This window comes from Serratia sp. Ser99 (assembly GCF_024519545.1).
In the GTDB taxonomy this organism is placed as follows: Bacteria; Pseudomonadota; Gammaproteobacteria; order Enterobacterales; family Enterobacteriaceae; genus Serratia; species Serratia liquefaciens.
On the sequence record NZ_JALJRT010000001.1, the window covers coordinates 171,623 to 187,432 of the forward strand.

Genomic DNA, 15,810 nt, shown 5'->3' on the forward strand with positions numbered 1-15,810 from the left:
CGGGACGGTCAGTATGGGGCGTGTCACCTTTGATCTCGAAGATCTGCGCAGTTACGTTACCGGTATTGAGTTGGGCAGTTTCGCTAAAGCGGCGGAGCGGCTGGGGCGCTCAACCTCGGCGGTCAGCGCGCACCTGAAAAAGCTGGAGCAACAGGTTGGCACCCCGATTCTGCGCAAGGCCGGGCGCAACATGGTGATGACCGAGGCCGGCGAGACATTGCTGGGCTACGCCCGCCGGCTGCTGGAGCTGAACGATGAGGCCGCCGCGGCGGTGCGCGGGCTGGATTTGCATGGCCGGGTACGCTTGGGGTTACAGGAGGACTTCGGGGAAACCTTTTTGCCGCAGGTGTTGGGCAGTTTCACTCGCGCGCATCCGCGTGTGCGCATCGAAGCGCGGATCGCCCGCAATGCCGAGCTGATCGACTGGGTATTGAAAGGGGAGCTGGATTTGTCGCTGGCGTGGGACGGGGGCATCAGCACGCCATTTCACCAGGCGCTGGGGCAAAGGCAAATGCACTGGATCGCCTCGCCTGATTTTGATCTGTCGCTCTGGCGCAGTGGGCATGAACCGCTGCCGTTGGTGATGTTCGACGCCCCTTGCCTGATGCGCAGTGCGGCGACGCAGGCATTGGATCGCGCCGGGATTGCGTGGCGTGTCGCCTTTACCAGCCGTAGCCTGAATGGCGTATGGGCCGCCGTCAGCGCTGGGCTGGGAGTGACGGTACGCACCGATGCCGGGCTGCCGTCGGGATTATCCCTTCTGCCGCCCGGCATGTTACCGGCGTTAAGCCCGCTTGGCGTGGTGTTGCATCGCGCACAAGAAACTCCAACGGCGGCCATTCAGCGGTTGGCGCAAATCGTGGCCGACAGAATCAAAAACTAGTCCTGCTCGATCGGCTGATTGCCGCTCAGCGCACCCCATTCGGTCCAGGCGCCGTCATACAGTTTCACCTGTTTTGCATCGAGGGAAAGCAGGCCAAAAGCCAGCACTGCCGCAGTTACCCCGGAGCCACAGCTGGTGATGATTGGCCCGTTGAGATCGACGCCCTTGTCGCTGAAGGTTTTCTTGAGGGCTTCCAGCGATTTGAAGCGGCCGTTTTCCAGCAGTTCGCCGTAAGGAATATTGATGCTGCCGGGAATATGGCCACGGTGCAGGCCAGGGCGCGGCTCTGGGGCTTCAGCGTAAAAACGCGGCGCGGCGCGTGCGTCGAGGATCTGCACCTGCGTGTTCAGCGCCTGTTCCACCTGCTGCATAGTGACTACCGCGTCTGCATTGAAGCGGGCGTTGAAGGTTTGCTGCGTGCGTTGCGTTGCGCCGGTTGCCAGCGGTTGGCCCAGGGCAGTCCAGCCGTTGAGGCCTTCGTCCAGTACATAAACCTGCTGCGCGCCAAAGTTACGGAAGGTCCACCAGCCGCGTGGGGCAGAGAACTGATTGCCCTCGTCATAGAACACAATGGTGTGTTGATCGCTAATGCCCAACTTGCCTGCCGCCGCGCTGAAGGCTTCCGCCGTGGGCAGCATATGCGGCAGATCGGTGTTTTTATCCGCGACGTCATCGATATCGAAGTACACCGCGCCCGGGATATGACCGCGTTCAAATTCGGCAAGCATATCTTTTTTCGGTACCAGGCCGACCGGAGACATTCTGACATCGACCACGACCAGATTTTCATCGTTGATATGTTGTGCAAGCCATTGGGGAGTAACCAGAAACGGAGAGTTCATCGTCATTGTTCGCCTGTGGTGAAAACGGTTTTTCACTATACACCAGCGCGCACTCCGATGAGGTAAGATGTTAGCTCAATGGCGAAAACGGGAGCCAGGCGGGATGACGGATAAGCATTTTGGCGGCGCGAAAATCGCGCTGTTATGCGGCAACAGCGTGCTGACCTATCAGCGAGACGACAAGCCCGACATTCCCTGGCCTGGCTGCTGGGATCTGCCCGGTGGTGGGCGCGAAAACGAGGAAACGCCGCTGCAATGCGTGCAGCGGGAAACCCTGGAAGAGTTCGGCCTGCGGATTGCCGCGGGGCAGGTTCGTCATCAGCAGCGCTACGAGGGGATTTTCGCTGGCTATCCACCGACCTGGTTTATGCTGGGTGAAATCACCCCGCAGCAGATTGCCGCCATTCGCTTTGGCGATGAAGGGCAGCGCTGGCAGATGATGACACTCGACCGCTTTATCCATCACCCGCAGGGGATCTCCCATCTTCAACAGCGGCTGGCGGAGCACCTGCAGCGTTAGGGTAGCTCCTCGGCCTCCACCCGGGCGATCAGCGCCTCCAACTGACGGTCGGAAAAGACCTCAATGCCATTTTGACGCAGCAGTTCGGCGGTGACGCCGCTGCCGGGTTTGGTCTGGCCGCTGAAAGAACCGTCGTAGATAAATTGGCTGCCGCAGGACGGGCTGCCGTCGGTGAGCAGGGCAAAGCGGCAGCCGTGGCGCTGCGCGGTTTCCAGCGCCAGATGGGCGCCAAGCAGGTAACTGTCGGTGACGTCACCGCCGCTGATCTCCATAACCCGAGCCCGTTGCGCGAGCACCGTGGCCCCTTCGGCGGTCGGAGTGATTTCTGCTGAGGGACGTGGCGTGGAAAAGCCGGCGGCCAGTTCCGGGCAGCAAACCACCAAACGGCCTTCGCGCTGCCAGCGCAGCAGGGTGAGATGGGGCAACGGTTTATCGGAACCGTTATAGCGAACTTTAAAACCGGCCAGGCAGGCGCTGAATAAAATTTTTGACGGCATGGGTCTGTCTCTGTCGCAGTGGCGAAAGCGTGGCACAGGTGGCCCACGCGCGCGGCTTTAACATAGCAGAATCAACCCGCCGAGGGCAGGGCCAAACGGTTAATCTCCACCGGTTCAAGGATGCGCAAGTCTGTCTCGCGCCGTGCCACGGCCAACATTGCCAGTCCGATACGTTCGGTGGTGGTGACCTGATTGGGAAACAGCCGTTGGGCGCCAAACCACAGCGGTTTAAAAAGCCGGTACAGCAGATCATAAAGCCGGGTTCGGGAGCGGATGCCGTGCAGCGGCACGATAACGCCCGGGCGGAACATCACCGCATGGAACGGCAGCGCCAACAAGGCATTTTCGGTTGCGCCCTTGACCCGTGCCCACATGCTGCGGCCTTGCTCGCTGCTGTCGGTGCCGACGCCGGAGACATAAATAAAGACCATGTTCGGGTTTAACCGCGCCAGCGGGCGGCCCGCAGCCAGCGTCAGATCGTAGGTCAGGGCACGGTAGCGTGCTTCGCTCATGCCGGCGGAAGATACGCCAAGGCAGAAGAAGCAGGCGTCGTAGCCGCTGAGCTGAGTCTCCAGGGCGGACAAATCACTCAGATCGGGCAACGTCAGTTGGCGGAGCTTGGCATCGCTTTGCGCCAGTTCACTGCGGCCGATGCTCAGCACTTCCGTCACCTGCGGATCGAGCAGACATTCGCGCAGTGCGCCTTGCCCGACCATGCCGCTGGCGCCGAATATTATCACTTTCATAACCTGTTCTCCTGACGCCCGGCGATGCGTTGATGACGCCAGCGGTTCGGCGTTTGTGATTCCCATTGCATAAAGGCGCGGCTAAATGAATTCAGTTCTTCGAACCCGAGCACGAAGGCAATTTCACCGGGCTCCAGATCGGTATCCGACAGCAGATGACAGGCCGTACGGTGGCGGGTTTTATCCAACAGTTGCTGATAGCTGTAGCCGTGCTGTTGCAGACGACGCTGCAGGGTGCGTGGGCTGAGGTACAGCTCGGCAGCCACGCTGTTCACGCTGGGTCGTTGTCCGCGCATGCTACGGGTGAGGATTGCCATCACCCGTGCGGGCAAACTGTCGTCCTGCTCGACCTTGGCTAACTCGGCTTCCAGCCCAGGCAGCAGCACGGCCAGCATGTCCTGGTTATAGGTGATAAAGGGCTGCTGCATCAGCGCACGATCAAATATCAACACGTCCAACGGGGCGTCGAAGCGGATCGGACAGCTAAAATGGCGCAGCAACGGCGAAGCGGGATCGTGGTGCCGCGTCAGTTCAATCGCCCTCGGTTGAATAGCCAGGCCGGTGCCACGACGGCACAGAGTGGTGATGGACGCAAACATGGCGTCCACCAACAGTTCAGGGGCATGACCTTCGGCCATGGTCCAACGGGTGTGCAACCGCACGGCCTCGCCGTCTTCCGTCAGCGTCAGTTCTTCGGGACACACCAACCGCTTGTAGCGGGCGACTTTTTGCAAGGCCTCCCCCAGCGTCGCCGAATGCAGCGCCGCGACCGAAGCGATATCGTAATGCTCCGGTGCGACGTCACTGCCGAGGCGAAGACCAAAGGCCGTATCATCGGTCAGGCGCGGGAGCGCCTGCCAAATATCAAAGAACTGCCTGGTGGAAAGCTTGACCTTTTCGCGCCCGTGGCTGAGCAGCCCGCTGGGGAGGCCGGCCAGTTGACCAAGCTTTTCAATATCCACCCCCAGCGCTTTGAGACGAATGGCTAAGGCGCTGGAGACCGGGATTTGATCGCTGCTCATGGTGTTCCTTATGATTTGCCGGCCACTAACGCCGCCATGGTTTCGTGATCCGCTTGGCTATCGTCCCGGTCGGTGCTCAGGCTGAGGTAACGGAATTTGGCATCCGCCGCTTCCCGTTCGGCCTGCACCTGTCCGGCGATAAATACCGCATCGCTGCCGAGTAACAGGCGCAGCGGGGGTTCATCCATCTCGGCGATCTGCAAGATAACCTGCGCGGCCTTGGCCGGGTCGCCGGGTTGGTGGCCGTTATGCTGTTGTAAGTAGTCTAGCATGGGCCCAAGCGTTGCCTGATAAGCGGCGCTGACAGGGGCGATGGTCATTGATGAGCCGGCCCAGTCGGTGCGGAAACCGCCGGGTTCAACCAGGGTCACCTTCACGCCGAAGGGCGCAATTTCTTTTGCCAGCGATTCGGAGAAGCCTTCGACCGCCCACTTGGCGGTGTGGTAAGCGCTCAGACCCGGTACGCCAAGGCGTGCGCCTATGGTGGAGATCTGAATGATATGGCCGCTGCCCTGTTGACGCAGCACCGGTAGCGCCGCGCGGGTGACGTTAAAAACGCCATAGAAATTGGTATCGACCTGGGCGCGGAAATCGGCTTCATCGGCATCTTCCACCGGCGCGATGTTGCCATAGCCGGCATTGTTGACCACCACATCCAGTCGGCCGAAGCTGTCTATTGCTGTCTGTACCGCACGTTTGGCGGCCACGGCGTCAGTAACGTCCAGCGCCACGGTGACCACTTGCTCACCGTACTGTTCCACCAGCGACTGTAACTGCTGTGGCTGGCGTGCGGTCGCGACCAGACGGTGGCCGGCGGCCAATACAGCCTGCGCCAACTGCTGGCCCAAACCGCGTGAACTGCCGGTAATTAACCATACCTGAGACTGAGACATAACCACCTTCCTGTACCTGCTTGTTGAAGAGGTTCTACTCTAGAAGGTTCGTCCACATGCGGATAATCCGATTGCGCCAGAGTTTAATCCGATCGCGCCAATGTGATGTCGCGCTCTGGGGCGTGCGCCAGCATCAGCATTTGAATGGTCTCGCCAACCCGTTGCACCGCTTGTTCAATCTCTGGCGTCAGCTTGGGCGCATAGTTGATACGCAGGCAGTTACGGTATTTACCGGAGGCGGAAAAAATGCTGCCGACGGCGATCTGCACACCCTGTTGTTCCAAATGGCGATTTAGCCGCAGGGTATCAAACGCTTCATCCAGCTCAATCCACAGCATAAAGCCGCCGCGCGGTTGGCTAACACGGGTACCGGGCGGGAAGTACTTCATAATCCATCCGGTCATCACGTCCCGGTTCTGCTGGTAGCGGGTACGCATGCGCCGCAAATGTTGCAGATAGTGGCCGTGGCGGATGAATTCGGCAATCGCCAGCTGTGGCTGGGTCGCGGTAGAGCCGGTGCCGATATATTTCATGTGCAACACGCGCTCCAGATAACGCCCTGGGGCAATCCAACCGATGCGCAGGCCGGGCGCCAGCGTTTTGGAGAACGAGCTGCACAGCAATACCCGGCCGTCTTCATCGAAGGATTTGATGGTGCGAGGCCTTGGGTATTGGTAGGCGATATCACCGTATACGTCGTCTTCGATGATCGTCACATCGTAGCGCTGCGCCAGCGTCAGCAAACGCTGTTTGCGCTCCTCCGGCATAATGTAACCCAAGGGGTTATTGCAGTTGGGCGTCAACAGAATGGTTTTCACCGGCCACTGCTCCAGCGCCAGTTCCAGCGCCTCCAGGCTGATCCCGGTCAGCGGATCGGTAGGGATTTCCAACGCCTTCATGCCCAACCCTTTCAGCGTTTGCATGGTGCCGTGAAAGCAGGGGGAGTCTACCGCCACGATATCCCCCGGCTGGCAGACGGCGCGCAGGCCGGTGAACAACGCCTCGTGGCAGCCGGTGGTGATCACCAACTGGTCGGCGCTAATCTGGCAACCGGAGTCCAGCAGCAGCCGGGCGATTTGTTCACGCAAGCCGATAACGCCTTGAATGCTGTCGTAGAGCAGGCTGCGCAGATCGCCGTGACGCCCCAGGGTGCCCAGCGCTTTGGTCAACGGTTTCAGCGTAGGTTCGCTGATATCCGGCATGCCACGGCCGAGCTGGATCACATCTTCGCGTGGTTTATTACGGATCAGTTCCAGTACCTGCTCCCACTGCGAAATATCCACCGGTCGCTGCACCGGACGGGTGACGGCAGGAAGCTCGGCCAGAGTGCGGCGCCTTTGTACGAAATAGCCGGATTTGGGGCGCGCTTCCACCAGTTGGCTCTCTTCCAGCAGGCGATAGGCCTGTTGCACCGTGCTGATGCTGACGCCGTGTTCCAGGCTTAGCGCGCGCACCGACGGCAGACGATCGCCGGCCGGATAGAGCCCCTGTTCGATGCGTTGGCTAAGGAGCGCGGCCAGGGTGGCGTAGCGTGTCATACAGATACCCAAAGTGAGAATGGTTGAGGAAAAAACCGGTACAGATGAGATTAAATTAGACCATTCAGATAGGCAGAGACAGCTTTTGTATGGAAAAAATATCAACGCCCTGAATCTGTATTGTTTTTCGCGCGATCAGCATCATAGGTTTCGTGGCCAAACCGAAAGAGGACCTGTGATGAGCATTTCTGTTGAGGGCGAACCGGTACAGCACCGGGCGAGATTTCCACTTTGGCAGTTGTACCTGCAGCGTTATCGCACCCGTAGATCTTTGTTGCAGTTGGACGATGCTCAACTGGCGGACATTGGTCTGTCGCGCGCACAGGCAATGCAAGAAGGGCGCAAGCCTTTTTGGAGAACATAAATGTTGAAATTGTTGGGTAAGGCCTCGTCGATCAATGTGCGCAAAGTATTGTGGACCAGCCATGAACTGGCGTTGCCGCTGACCAGAGAAGACTGGGGCAGTGGTTTTCGATCCACGCAAACACCGGAGTTTTTGGCCCTCAACCCCAATGGCCTGGTGCCGGTATTGATTGACGGCGATCGGGTGCTGTGGGAATCCAACACGATTTGTCGTTACCTGGCGGGCCGGGAAGGGCGTCAGGATCTGTTGCCGACAGAACTGGGCGCACGGGCAGCGGTAGAAATGTGGATGGACTGGCAGGCCACCGATCTCAACAACGCCTGGCGCTATGTTTTCATGTCGCGAGTTCGCCAGGATGCCGCCTACCAGGATCCGGAGCGACTGGCAGCGGCGGAGCGGGAGTGGAACAGGTTAATGGGCATGCTCGAACAGCATTTGGCGCAGGGGAATGCTTATATTGCTGGCACGACCTTTAGCCTGGCGGATGTGGTCATTGGGCTGTCGCTCAATCGTTGGCTGATGACGCCTTTCTCGCGCCCGGATTACCCAGGGTTACAAGGGTATTTGCAACGGCTGCAACAGCGGCCGGGTTTCTTGCTGTATGGTGCCAACGGGTTGCCATGATATGAAATAAAATATTCATTTTGGCCTGACATCTTTGGCCAGAAGACGCAGCGTACCCTCGAGGCTGCCTCGTTACATTCCCGTCTGCAAGGTTTCATGAACGGCATCACGGATATGAGTTTTATTTTTCTCTTTGCTTGTTATTGAAATTTATATTTCATATAACCGTATCACAGACGGTGCGTTTCATTGGGTGGCGCGCTGACCAGATTACGGATACAGGTAACGGGAGAGGGTGATGAAACAGGTACGCGTTGGTTTAATTGGCACCGGCTACATTGGGCGCTGCCACGCTATTGCTTATGCGCAGGCTGCCACGGTATTTCCACTGAAGGGGGAACTGGTGTTGGAAATGCTGGCGGAAGTGACGCCGGAGCTGGCGCAGCAGCGCGCTGCGGAATTTGGTTTCTCTCGTTCGACCGCCGACTGGCGCCAGCTGGTGGCCGATCCGGCTATTGATGTGGTGGATATCTGCGCGCCGAATTTCCTGCATAAGGAGATGGCGCTGGAAGCGATTCGCCACGGCAAACACGTTTATTCTGAAAAACCGCTGGCGTTGGACGCCAAAGACGCCGCTGAAATGGTGCAGGCTGCTCGCGCCAAGGGGGTTAAAACGCTGGTGGGTTTCAACTATATGAAGAACCCGACCAGCCAGCTGGCGCGCGAAATTATCGCCAATGGCGAGATTGGCGAAGTGGTGCATTTTTACGGCACCCACAATGAAGATTATCTCGCCGATCCGCGTACGCCTATCGACTGGCACTGCCGCAAGGCCACGGCCGGGTTAGGCGCGCTGGGCGATTTGGCGGCGCATATTGTCAACATGGCGCATTACCTGGTGGGTGACATTGTGGCGGTCTCCGGCGATATGCAGACCATCATCAAACAGCGCCCGGATGCGAAAGACCCTACGCTGATGCATCAGGTTGAAAATGAGGATCAGGCCAGCGCGCTGGTGCGTTTTGCCGGTGGCGCCATGGGTACCATCGAGACTTCACGCATTGCCTGCGGGCGCAAGATGGGGCTGACCTACGTGGTCACCGGAACCAAGGGTACGTTAAGTTACACCCAGGAGCGAATGGCGGAGCTGAAGCTGTATCGTCACGATGAGCCGGCGGAGCGCCAAGGGTTTAAAACGCTGCTGGTAGGCCCTAAGCATCCGGATTACGCCGCCTTCTGTATTAGCGCAGGGCACGGCATTGGTTTTAACGATCAGAAAACGGTGGAGATCCGCGACCTGGTTAACGGCATTGCCGCCGGTGATCGCATGTGGCCTGACTTTGAAGAGGGCTGGAAAGTATCTTGCGTGCTGGATGCGATAGCCGCCTCCGCCGAACAACGGCGCTGGCTGGAAATTAATCGCGATTAACCCAGGGCTATGACGCTCACAACTTGAGAGCGTCATAGCTTAACTGGCTAATAAGTTAATAAGCTATTAGCTTGATAACTTGCTGCGGTGATAGCCTGCCAATCAAAAAGCGAAGCAGGAACAACCGAATGCGCCCCAAAAGGCATTGTCGTCTGAAACAGGAATGCTGGAACGGCGGGCGACGTCATGCTGATGCGCGTGCACGCCGCAAGGGCCGCAACACTGGTGCGCCTGGCTCAGCACCCCGACGCGGGCCGCGGCAGAAGGAGGGGCAGAGCGATAATGCCCCGGCACCTGGGTCACCGGCGACCAGTCAGGCAGTACCGGAATTGCCGGCGGTGCCAGCGGTGAAAAACTGCCGGCGGCGTACACCACCTTGCCGTCCACCACCGTCATCACCGATTCAATCCCCTTGATCTGCTCCTCGGGTACCCTGAAATAATCCTGCGACAGCACGGCCAGATCGGCTAACTGTCCGACCTTAATCTGTCCTTTTTTACCCTGTTCGGTTGAGAACCAGGCGCTGCCCTGGGTCCACAACATCAGGGCCGTTTCGCGATCCAGTCGCGCACTGTCGTCGTACATCGCCATACCGCCAACGGTACGGCCGGACACCAGCCAATACAGCGCCGTCCACGGGTTATAACTGGCCACGCGGGTGGCGTCGGTGCCTAACCCTACCGGCAACTCGGCCGCCAGCATTTTTGCGACCGGCGGCGTCTGTTTGGCGGCTTCTTTGCCGTAGCGTTCGGCAAAGTATTCCCCCTGAAATGCCATGCGATGCTGTACGGCAATGCCGCCGCCCAGCGCTTTCACCCGCTCGATGTTACGTTCTGAGATGGTTTCCGCGTGGTCGAAGATCCAGTGCAGGCCATTGAACGGAATATCGCGGTTCACCTTTTCGAACACGTTCAGCATGCGGCTGATGGATTCGTCATAGGTGGCATGCAGGCGGAACGGCCAGCGGTGCTCGACCAGATGGCGCACTACGCGCTCGAGCTCATCTTCCGTACCTTCCGGCAGATCCGGACGCGGCTGGAGGAAATCCTCGAAGTCGGCGGCGGAGAACACCAACATTTCACCGGCACCGTTATGACGGTAAAAATCGGTGCCCTGACCGGGTTTCAGCATGTCGGTCCACAGCTGGAAATCTTCCAGCTCCTGCTTCGGTCGCTGAGTGAACAGGTTATAGGCGATACGCAGAGTGAGTTGCTGCTTATCGTGCAGTTCGGAAATCACCTGATAGTCATCGGGGTAGTTCTGGAAGCCGCCGCCGGCGTCGATGGCGCTGGTCAGGCCCAGGCGATTGAGCTCACGCATAAACTGACGGGTGGAATTGACCTGTTGTTCAAGCGGCAGCTTGGGCCCTTTGGCCAGCGTGGCATACAGGATCATGGCATTAGGCTTGGCAATCAGCATGCCGGTTGGGTTGCCGTTGCCATCGCGCTGGATCTCACCCCCCGGCGGGTTTGGCGTGTCTTTGGTGTAGCCCACCACTTTCAGCGCGGCTCGGTTGAGTAAAGCGCGATCGTACAGGTGCAGAATAAACACCGGGGTGTCCGGCGCCGCCTGATTGATTTCGTCCAGCGTTGGCATGCGGCGTTCCGCGAACTGGAATTCGGTCCAGCCGCCGACCACCCGTACCCATTGTGGGCTGGGGGTACGCAGTGCCTGCTCTTTCAGCATGCGCAGCGCATCGGCCAACGACGGCACGCCTTCCCAACGCAGCTCAAGATTGTAGTTCAGACCGCCGCGGATCAGGTGCAAGTGCGAGTCATTGAGGCCGGGGACGGCGGTGTGGCCGTGCAGGTCAATCACCTGAGTTTCAGGTCCTGCATGCTGCATAACGTCGTTTTCACTGCCGACGGCGAGGAATTTGCCGTCGCGGATAGCAATCGCCTGGGCGGTAGGCGCCTCGCGATCGACGGTGTGAAATTTACCGTTGGTGATAATCAGGGAAGCAGAGTTACTCATAACGTTCTCCCGGCAGGCCGCCTAACGGCGGGTGAGCCATTGATGAAATATGCGTGTGACTATCGGCATCCAGAGGAAGACCACCAGGGCGACGACGGTGGCGTCATTAAGCAGGTGGCCGACCAGCGTGCCGTTCAACTGCGGCAGCAGGTTTCCCCAAAACCAGGGCACCAGATTGGTGGACGGAAAAATCACCAGCAGGGTGATCAAAAATTGTTTCCACTTGGCGGGCTGGCGGGTATTGGCGCTCGGCGGCGTGAACCAGAATTCTGCGCCGGGCCGAATTTCAATGCTGTCGCTCTCCAGCAGCAGCGGCGAAACTTCCTCGATGTAGCGTTTGCGCAGCGGTGAATTCACCCACTGGGACAGGTTGTCGAGATTGTCAAAACGAACCAGTACGGTGTAGGCCTGCTCATGACCGGTGGGGCGGATCACGTTAACGCCCAGATGTCCGGCAAAGTTGGCGGCTTCGGGCATAATGCGCTTCAGCCAGGCCTCGTAGGCCGGTTCCTGCCCCGGCGCCAAACGGTGAGTGATAACTAGCGTGACATGCTGCGGGTGGGCCATAGCACCGACTCCAGAAAAACCCCGGCGACGCGGCCGGGGTTAAGGTTTATTTCGCCACCCGCGCCGGGGCGTGATGCACCATGGTGTAAGCGTAGTCAACGCCCATGCCGTAAGCACCGCTGTGTTCGCGCACCAGTTCCATAACCGCGTCATAAGTCTCTTTGCGCGCCCAGTCGCGTTGATACTCCAATAGCACCTGCTGCCAGGTTACCGGGATGGCACCGGCCTGCACCATACGGTCGATGGAACGCTCATGCGCATCCACCGAGGTACCGCCGGAAGTGTCGGTGACCACGTAAACTTCATAGCCTGCCTCGAGCGCCATCAGCGCCGGGAAAGTCAGACAGACTTCGGTCCACAGCGCGGAAATCACCAGCTTTTTGCGACCGGTGGCTTCAACGGCCTTTACGAAGGCTGCGTCTTCCCAGGAGTTCATCGAAGTGCGTTCAATCGGGGTGATTTCAGGGTGAACCGCCAACAGTTCTGGCCAGATATAGCCGCTGAAACTTTCGGTTTCAACCGAGGTGAAAAGGGTGGGAACATTAAAAATCTTGCCGGCTTTCGCCAGACCGACCACGTTGTTTTTCAGCTGCTGGCGATCAATATTGGCCACGCCAAAAGACATTTGCGGCTGGTGGTCAATGAAAATCAGTGCAGAATTATCTTTATCAAGCAATTGAAACTTAGACATTATTTACCTTCCCAGAAAGACTTATGTTTAACAACGGGTGAATGTAACGTCGATAAACCGCATGGTAGGCAGGGGCTGATTTCAAAGATAGCGCAGAATTTTTGCCGTCTTGTTGAGTTTTTTTATACACGGAGAGGAAGTGATGAGGTTAAACCTGGAGGCGTTATTGATTTTGGATGCGCTCGATCGGCATGGGTCATTTGCGGCCGCCGCCGCCGTGCTGTTTAAAACACCTTCGGCGTTGAGCTATATGGTGCAAAAACTGGAGAGCGATCTCGACATCACCTTGCACGATCGCTCAGGCCACCGCGCCAAATTCACCGATACCGGCAAGTTGATGTTGGAAAAGGGCCGGGTACTGTTGCGCGCCGCGCAGGATTTGGAGCAGCAGGCTCGCTATGTGGAAAACGGCTGGGAAAGCGAGATCACTCTCGGTATCGATGCCTCGTTTCCTTTTGAGCGCCTGTTGCCGCTGATGGAAGAGTTTTATCAGCAGAATCACCATACCCGGCTGCGCGTTAGTCACGAGGTGTTGGCGGGATCCTGGGAGTCGCTGGTTTATGGTTGTGCGGATATTATTATTGGCGCGATTTGTGAACCCCCGTCGCGGGTAGGCTATGCTTTTAGTCAGTTGGGTCGGTTGGACTACGTATTTGCCGTCGCGCCGCAACACCCGCTGGCGACAATGGCGGAGCCTTTGCCGAAGGCGGAGATTCGTCAGCACCGAGCCGTGGTGGTGCGTGATACCTCAAGGGTGAACGCACCGCAGAACCTGAATATTCTCGAGGAGCAGGACACCTTGACGATATTCGGTTTCGACGCCAAGTTGCGGGCGCAGCTCAGCGGTCTCGGCTGTGGTTATTTGCCGCGTTATTTGGCTGAACCTTACCTGAAAAGTGGCGAGTTGGTCGCGAAAAACGTCGAATCTGAGCGCTGCAGCGACGTCGCTTATTTTGGCTGGCGTGAGAATAACGCCGGTTTGGCGTCCAAATGGTGGCGTGAACGCTTGCAGCAGTGTGCCGATGCCGGGAGCCTGTACCCGGCATCTTGATGCCCCGCCATTGTGCGGAACGACAAGGATGCAGAATGATGAAAACAGGGATGTGGCTTTTGGTAGCGTTGTTACCGTTGCTGGCCGGTTGTAATACGGACCGCGGTTCCGAGGTTGTCGGGCTGGAAAAACCGATGGCTGCCGCGGCATCGGTGCAGCCGCCGTCGGGCAACTACCCGGAAAGAATGCGTCGTGCCATTACGCAAGAAATGCCGACGCTCGGCAAATACAAATCCCAAACCTGTTCGATCAGCATTCATCTGTTACCGGACGGCTCCCTGAAGGACTTCAAGGTACTGGCAGGCGATGCTGAGTTTTGCGCTGTAGCAAGTCAGGCAGTACAGCGCGCCAAACTGCCCAAAATGACCAGTCAGACCGAATACGCCTTATTCAACAGCTCGGTGCTGGATTTCGTTCCCTGATGCCGATGGCTTACCGCATCGGATGCCGGGATGCGGTGAGCAAAATACCTGTTACAACATGCCCTTCTGCGCAAAGGTGATGCGGGTGGCCTCATTGAGGTCAAGTTCACCTAACTTGTCAGGCCTCACCCAGGCCACTTCCTGAAACTCTTCATTGACGGTGATCTGACGATTGGCACTGACACAATCGAAGATCAGATACAGCATATAGATAGGCTCTTGTGTCCCGTCAGGATATGTCTTGGTGCGGACATCATCTCTGAAAGTCCAGGGTGTCATCTGTGTGATCTGCAGCGCTTCGCCTAATTCTTCTCTGATCTCACGACGGAGCGCTTGCTCAATGGTCTCTCCCGGTTCCATGCCACCGCCGGACAATGCCCACTGGCCGGGAAAAACACCGCGGTCATCAGCCATTTTACAGAGTAAATACTCGCCATTATTCTCAATGATTGGGCAGACAATGATCCGTTGACGCATGCAACCTCCTGATGTGACGAATTTTTATTGCTAACGTGGGCAAAGGCTTTTCGACTCGGATCTTACCAGCAATCGCTGCTGGCGGACGGCGTTGAATTCAATGAACGCGCGATAATGGGAGCGCCATCAATAAAAGCGGCATAAATAGCTGATTTTTAACTTTGCTTTACCGCTTTCGTTATTTTGAGCGCCTGCGCTGCTCGCAGATACTGAGGAAAATGACCCACAGCGAGCCGCCGCATGTCCTCAGCCAAAAGCCACAGCCATTATTTGCATTCTGCACAACACCTTTGGATCCAACAGCTTAACCAGCGCTGGTATTGGCGATGCGAGTTGCCGACCTGGGGCATCATGGCGGCGGTGTACGGCGGCTGGTTTGGGGTGGTGCACTACTGGCAGTCGCTGGGACCCTGGCTTGGCACGCCGTTGCTGATTTTGTTGGCCACCTGGTATATGTCGTTGCAGCATGAGCTGATCCACGGCCATCCGACGCGGTGGCCCCGCATCAATCAACTCTTTGGCCTGTTGCCGCTGGCGGTGTGGTATCCCTATGGGCTGTATCGCGATTCGCATATTCAGCATCACCGCAATGAACATCTGACCGACCCGCATGAAGATCCCGAAAGTTATTATTTCAGTCAGACACAGTGGCAGCGTTATCCCAGATTGTTTCCGCTGTTGGCCAAGGTGCGCAATACGCTTAGTGGGCGGATTGTGTTCGGTCCGGCGCTGGATATCGTCGCGACGGGGGTTAATGCGCTGAAAGCGATTGCCGCCGGTGAACTGCGCACGTTGGCGATGTGGTTGGTGCATCTGCTGCTGCTGGCGGCAGTGCTGGTTTGGCTGAAGCAACATGGCATTGGCACGGCGTTTTACCTGTTGGCGATCGGCTATCCAGCGCTGGCGCTGACCAAGATAAGATCGTTTTTTGAGCACCGCGCCGTTGAAGCTCCGCAGGCACGTTCTATTATTAATGAGGCGGCTTGGCCGTGGCGGCTGCTGTTTCTCAATCTGAACTATCATTTAGTTCACCATGATCTCCCCGGCTTGCCGTGGTACGGTTTAAGGCAGGTCTATCTGGCGGAGCGCGGTGCTTACCAGCAGCGCAGCCAGGGATTTGTGGTGCAGGGCTATGGCCAATGGGTCAGCGAATACGCTTTTACCCCGGTCGCCGTTGGGGTTCATCCGTTTAACGCCGGCGAGGCGCTAAAGGAAGTTCAGGGCGAAACCGAAGCCTGGCCGGCGGAGACTTTTATCGTGCGATGGAAACGCGCGTCTCAGGATTTTCCAATCGATCTGGCCAAATAGCCGGAAAATACACAACAAGAGG

The 15,810-nt window shown here is 57.8% G+C and carries 18 protein-coding genes; 8 read left to right on the top strand and 10 right to left on the bottom strand.

Features of this window, described 5'->3' with window-relative positions; all coding sequences use genetic code 11:
- The first annotated feature begins 13 nt into the window (after positions 1–13).
- Entirely contained in the window at positions 14–883 is an 870-nt protein-coding gene (locus tag NR114_RS00850; RefSeq protein ID WP_115059475.1) for a LysR substrate-binding domain-containing protein, read from the top strand.
- Here NR114_RS00850 and sseA read toward each other — a convergent pair.
- Positions 880–1,725: a 3-mercaptopyruvate sulfurtransferase gene (gene sseA / locus NR114_RS00855; protein ID WP_115061084.1), complete on the bottom strand. Its 846-nt coding sequence runs from the start codon at positions 1,723–1,725 to the stop codon at positions 880–882. The genes NR114_RS00850 and sseA overlap by 4 nt on opposite strands.
- Positions 1,726–1,828: 103 nt before the next feature.
- Between sseA and NR114_RS00860 the strand changes: the two genes are divergently transcribed.
- Positions 1,829–2,245 (top strand): NUDIX hydrolase, encoded by a 417-nt coding sequence (locus tag NR114_RS00860; protein ID WP_048761435.1) that lies wholly within the window; start codon positions 1,829–1,831, stop codon positions 2,243–2,245.
- On the opposite strand, the gene NR114_RS00865 is transcribed toward NR114_RS00860, so the two are convergent.
- The 5 genes from NR114_RS00865 to NR114_RS00885 form a co-directional block, all read right to left on the bottom strand.
- Positions 2,242–2,742, bottom strand: coding sequence for a DUF523 domain-containing protein (locus NR114_RS00865; RefSeq protein ID WP_234529551.1), 501 nt, complete (start codon positions 2,740–2,742; stop codon positions 2,242–2,244). The genes NR114_RS00860 and NR114_RS00865 overlap by 4 nt on opposite strands.
- A gap of 71 nt (positions 2,743–2,813) precedes the next feature.
- A complete protein-coding gene (locus NR114_RS00870; RefSeq protein WP_020825858.1) occupies positions 2,814–3,488 on the bottom strand; it encodes an epimerase in 675 nt (224 codons plus the stop codon).
- Positions 3,485–4,510, bottom strand: a complete 1,026-nt coding sequence (locus NR114_RS00875; RefSeq protein ID WP_020825859.1) for an AraC family transcriptional regulator — start codon at positions 4,508–4,510, stop codon at positions 3,485–3,487. Before NR114_RS00875 ends, NR114_RS00870 begins: the two co-directional genes overlap by 4 nt.
- Positions 4,511–4,518: 8 nt before the next feature.
- Positions 4,519–5,403 carry an oxidoreductase gene (locus NR114_RS00880; protein WP_048761445.1) on the bottom strand — a complete coding sequence of 295 codons (885 nt, stop codon included), beginning with the start codon at positions 5,401–5,403 and terminating at the stop codon, positions 4,519–4,521.
- Between the two features lie 83 nt (positions 5,404–5,486).
- Positions 5,487–6,941, bottom strand: coding sequence for a PLP-dependent aminotransferase family protein (locus NR114_RS00885; protein ID WP_048761448.1), 1,455 nt, complete (start codon positions 6,939–6,941; stop codon positions 5,487–5,489).
- A 178-nt stretch (positions 6,942–7,119) separates the two neighbouring features.
- On the opposite strand from NR114_RS00885, the gene NR114_RS00890 reads away from it, so the two are divergent.
- The 3 genes from NR114_RS00890 to NR114_RS00900 all read left to right on the top strand — a co-directional run bounded on the left by NR114_RS00890 (position 7,120) and on the right by NR114_RS00900 (position 9,298).
- The gene (locus NR114_RS00890) at positions 7,120–7,305 is read left to right on the top strand and encodes a DUF1127 domain-containing protein (protein ID WP_046374161.1); all 186 of its coding nucleotides are present in this window, start codon (positions 7,120–7,122) and stop codon (positions 7,303–7,305) included.
- A complete protein-coding gene (locus NR114_RS00895; protein ID WP_234529065.1) occupies positions 7,306–7,929 on the top strand; it encodes a glutathione S-transferase family protein in 624 nt (207 codons plus the stop codon).
- A 238-nt stretch (positions 7,930–8,167) separates the two neighbouring features.
- Positions 8,168–9,298, top strand: coding sequence for a Gfo/Idh/MocA family protein (locus tag NR114_RS00900; protein ID WP_020825864.1), 1,131 nt, complete (start codon positions 8,168–8,170; stop codon positions 9,296–9,298).
- Positions 9,299–9,400: 102 nt separating this feature from the next.
- Here NR114_RS00900 and NR114_RS00905 read toward each other — a convergent pair whose 3' ends face one another.
- The 3 genes from NR114_RS00905 to NR114_RS00915 are packed head-to-tail and all read right to left on the bottom strand — an operon-like array spanning position 9,401 to position 12,530.
- Positions 9,401–11,272, bottom strand: coding sequence for an amidohydrolase (locus NR114_RS00905; RefSeq protein WP_234529066.1), 1,872 nt, complete (start codon positions 11,270–11,272; stop codon positions 9,401–9,403).
- 21 nt (positions 11,273–11,293) lie between these two features.
- A complete protein-coding gene (locus tag NR114_RS00910) occupies positions 11,294–11,839 on the bottom strand; it encodes an antibiotic biosynthesis monooxygenase (protein ID WP_115059469.1) in 546 nt (181 codons plus the stop codon).
- A 46-nt stretch (positions 11,840–11,885) separates the two neighbouring features.
- Positions 11,886–12,530, bottom strand: a complete 645-nt coding sequence (locus tag NR114_RS00915; protein ID WP_020825867.1) for a hydrolase — start codon at positions 12,528–12,530, stop codon at positions 11,886–11,888.
- Between the two features lie 142 nt (positions 12,531–12,672).
- Here NR114_RS00915 and NR114_RS00920 point away from each other — a divergent pair, with 142 nt between their 5' ends.
- Both NR114_RS00920 and NR114_RS00925 read left to right on the top strand, forming a co-directional pair.
- Positions 12,673–13,581, top strand: a complete 909-nt coding sequence (locus NR114_RS00920; RefSeq protein ID WP_256813877.1) for a LysR family transcriptional regulator — start codon at positions 12,673–12,675, stop codon at positions 13,579–13,581.
- A gap of 35 nt (positions 13,582–13,616) precedes the next feature.
- Entirely contained in the window at positions 13,617–14,003 is a 387-nt protein-coding gene (locus NR114_RS00925) for a cell envelope integrity TolA C-terminal domain-containing protein (protein ID WP_234529067.1), read from the top strand.
- 51 nt (positions 14,004–14,054) lie between these two features.
- Here the strand turns inward: NR114_RS00925 and nudI are convergent, their stop codons facing one another.
- Positions 14,055–14,480 (bottom strand): nucleoside triphosphatase NudI, encoded by a 426-nt coding sequence (gene nudI, locus NR114_RS00930; protein WP_020825870.1) that lies wholly within the window; start codon positions 14,478–14,480, stop codon positions 14,055–14,057.
- A 240-nt stretch (positions 14,481–14,720) separates the two neighbouring features.
- Here nudI and NR114_RS00935 point away from each other — a divergent pair, with 240 nt between their 5' ends.
- Positions 14,721–15,788 (top strand): fatty acid desaturase, encoded by a 1,068-nt coding sequence (locus NR114_RS00935; RefSeq protein ID WP_234529068.1) that lies wholly within the window; start codon positions 14,721–14,723, stop codon positions 15,786–15,788.
- Positions 15,789–15,810: the final 22 nt, after the last annotated feature.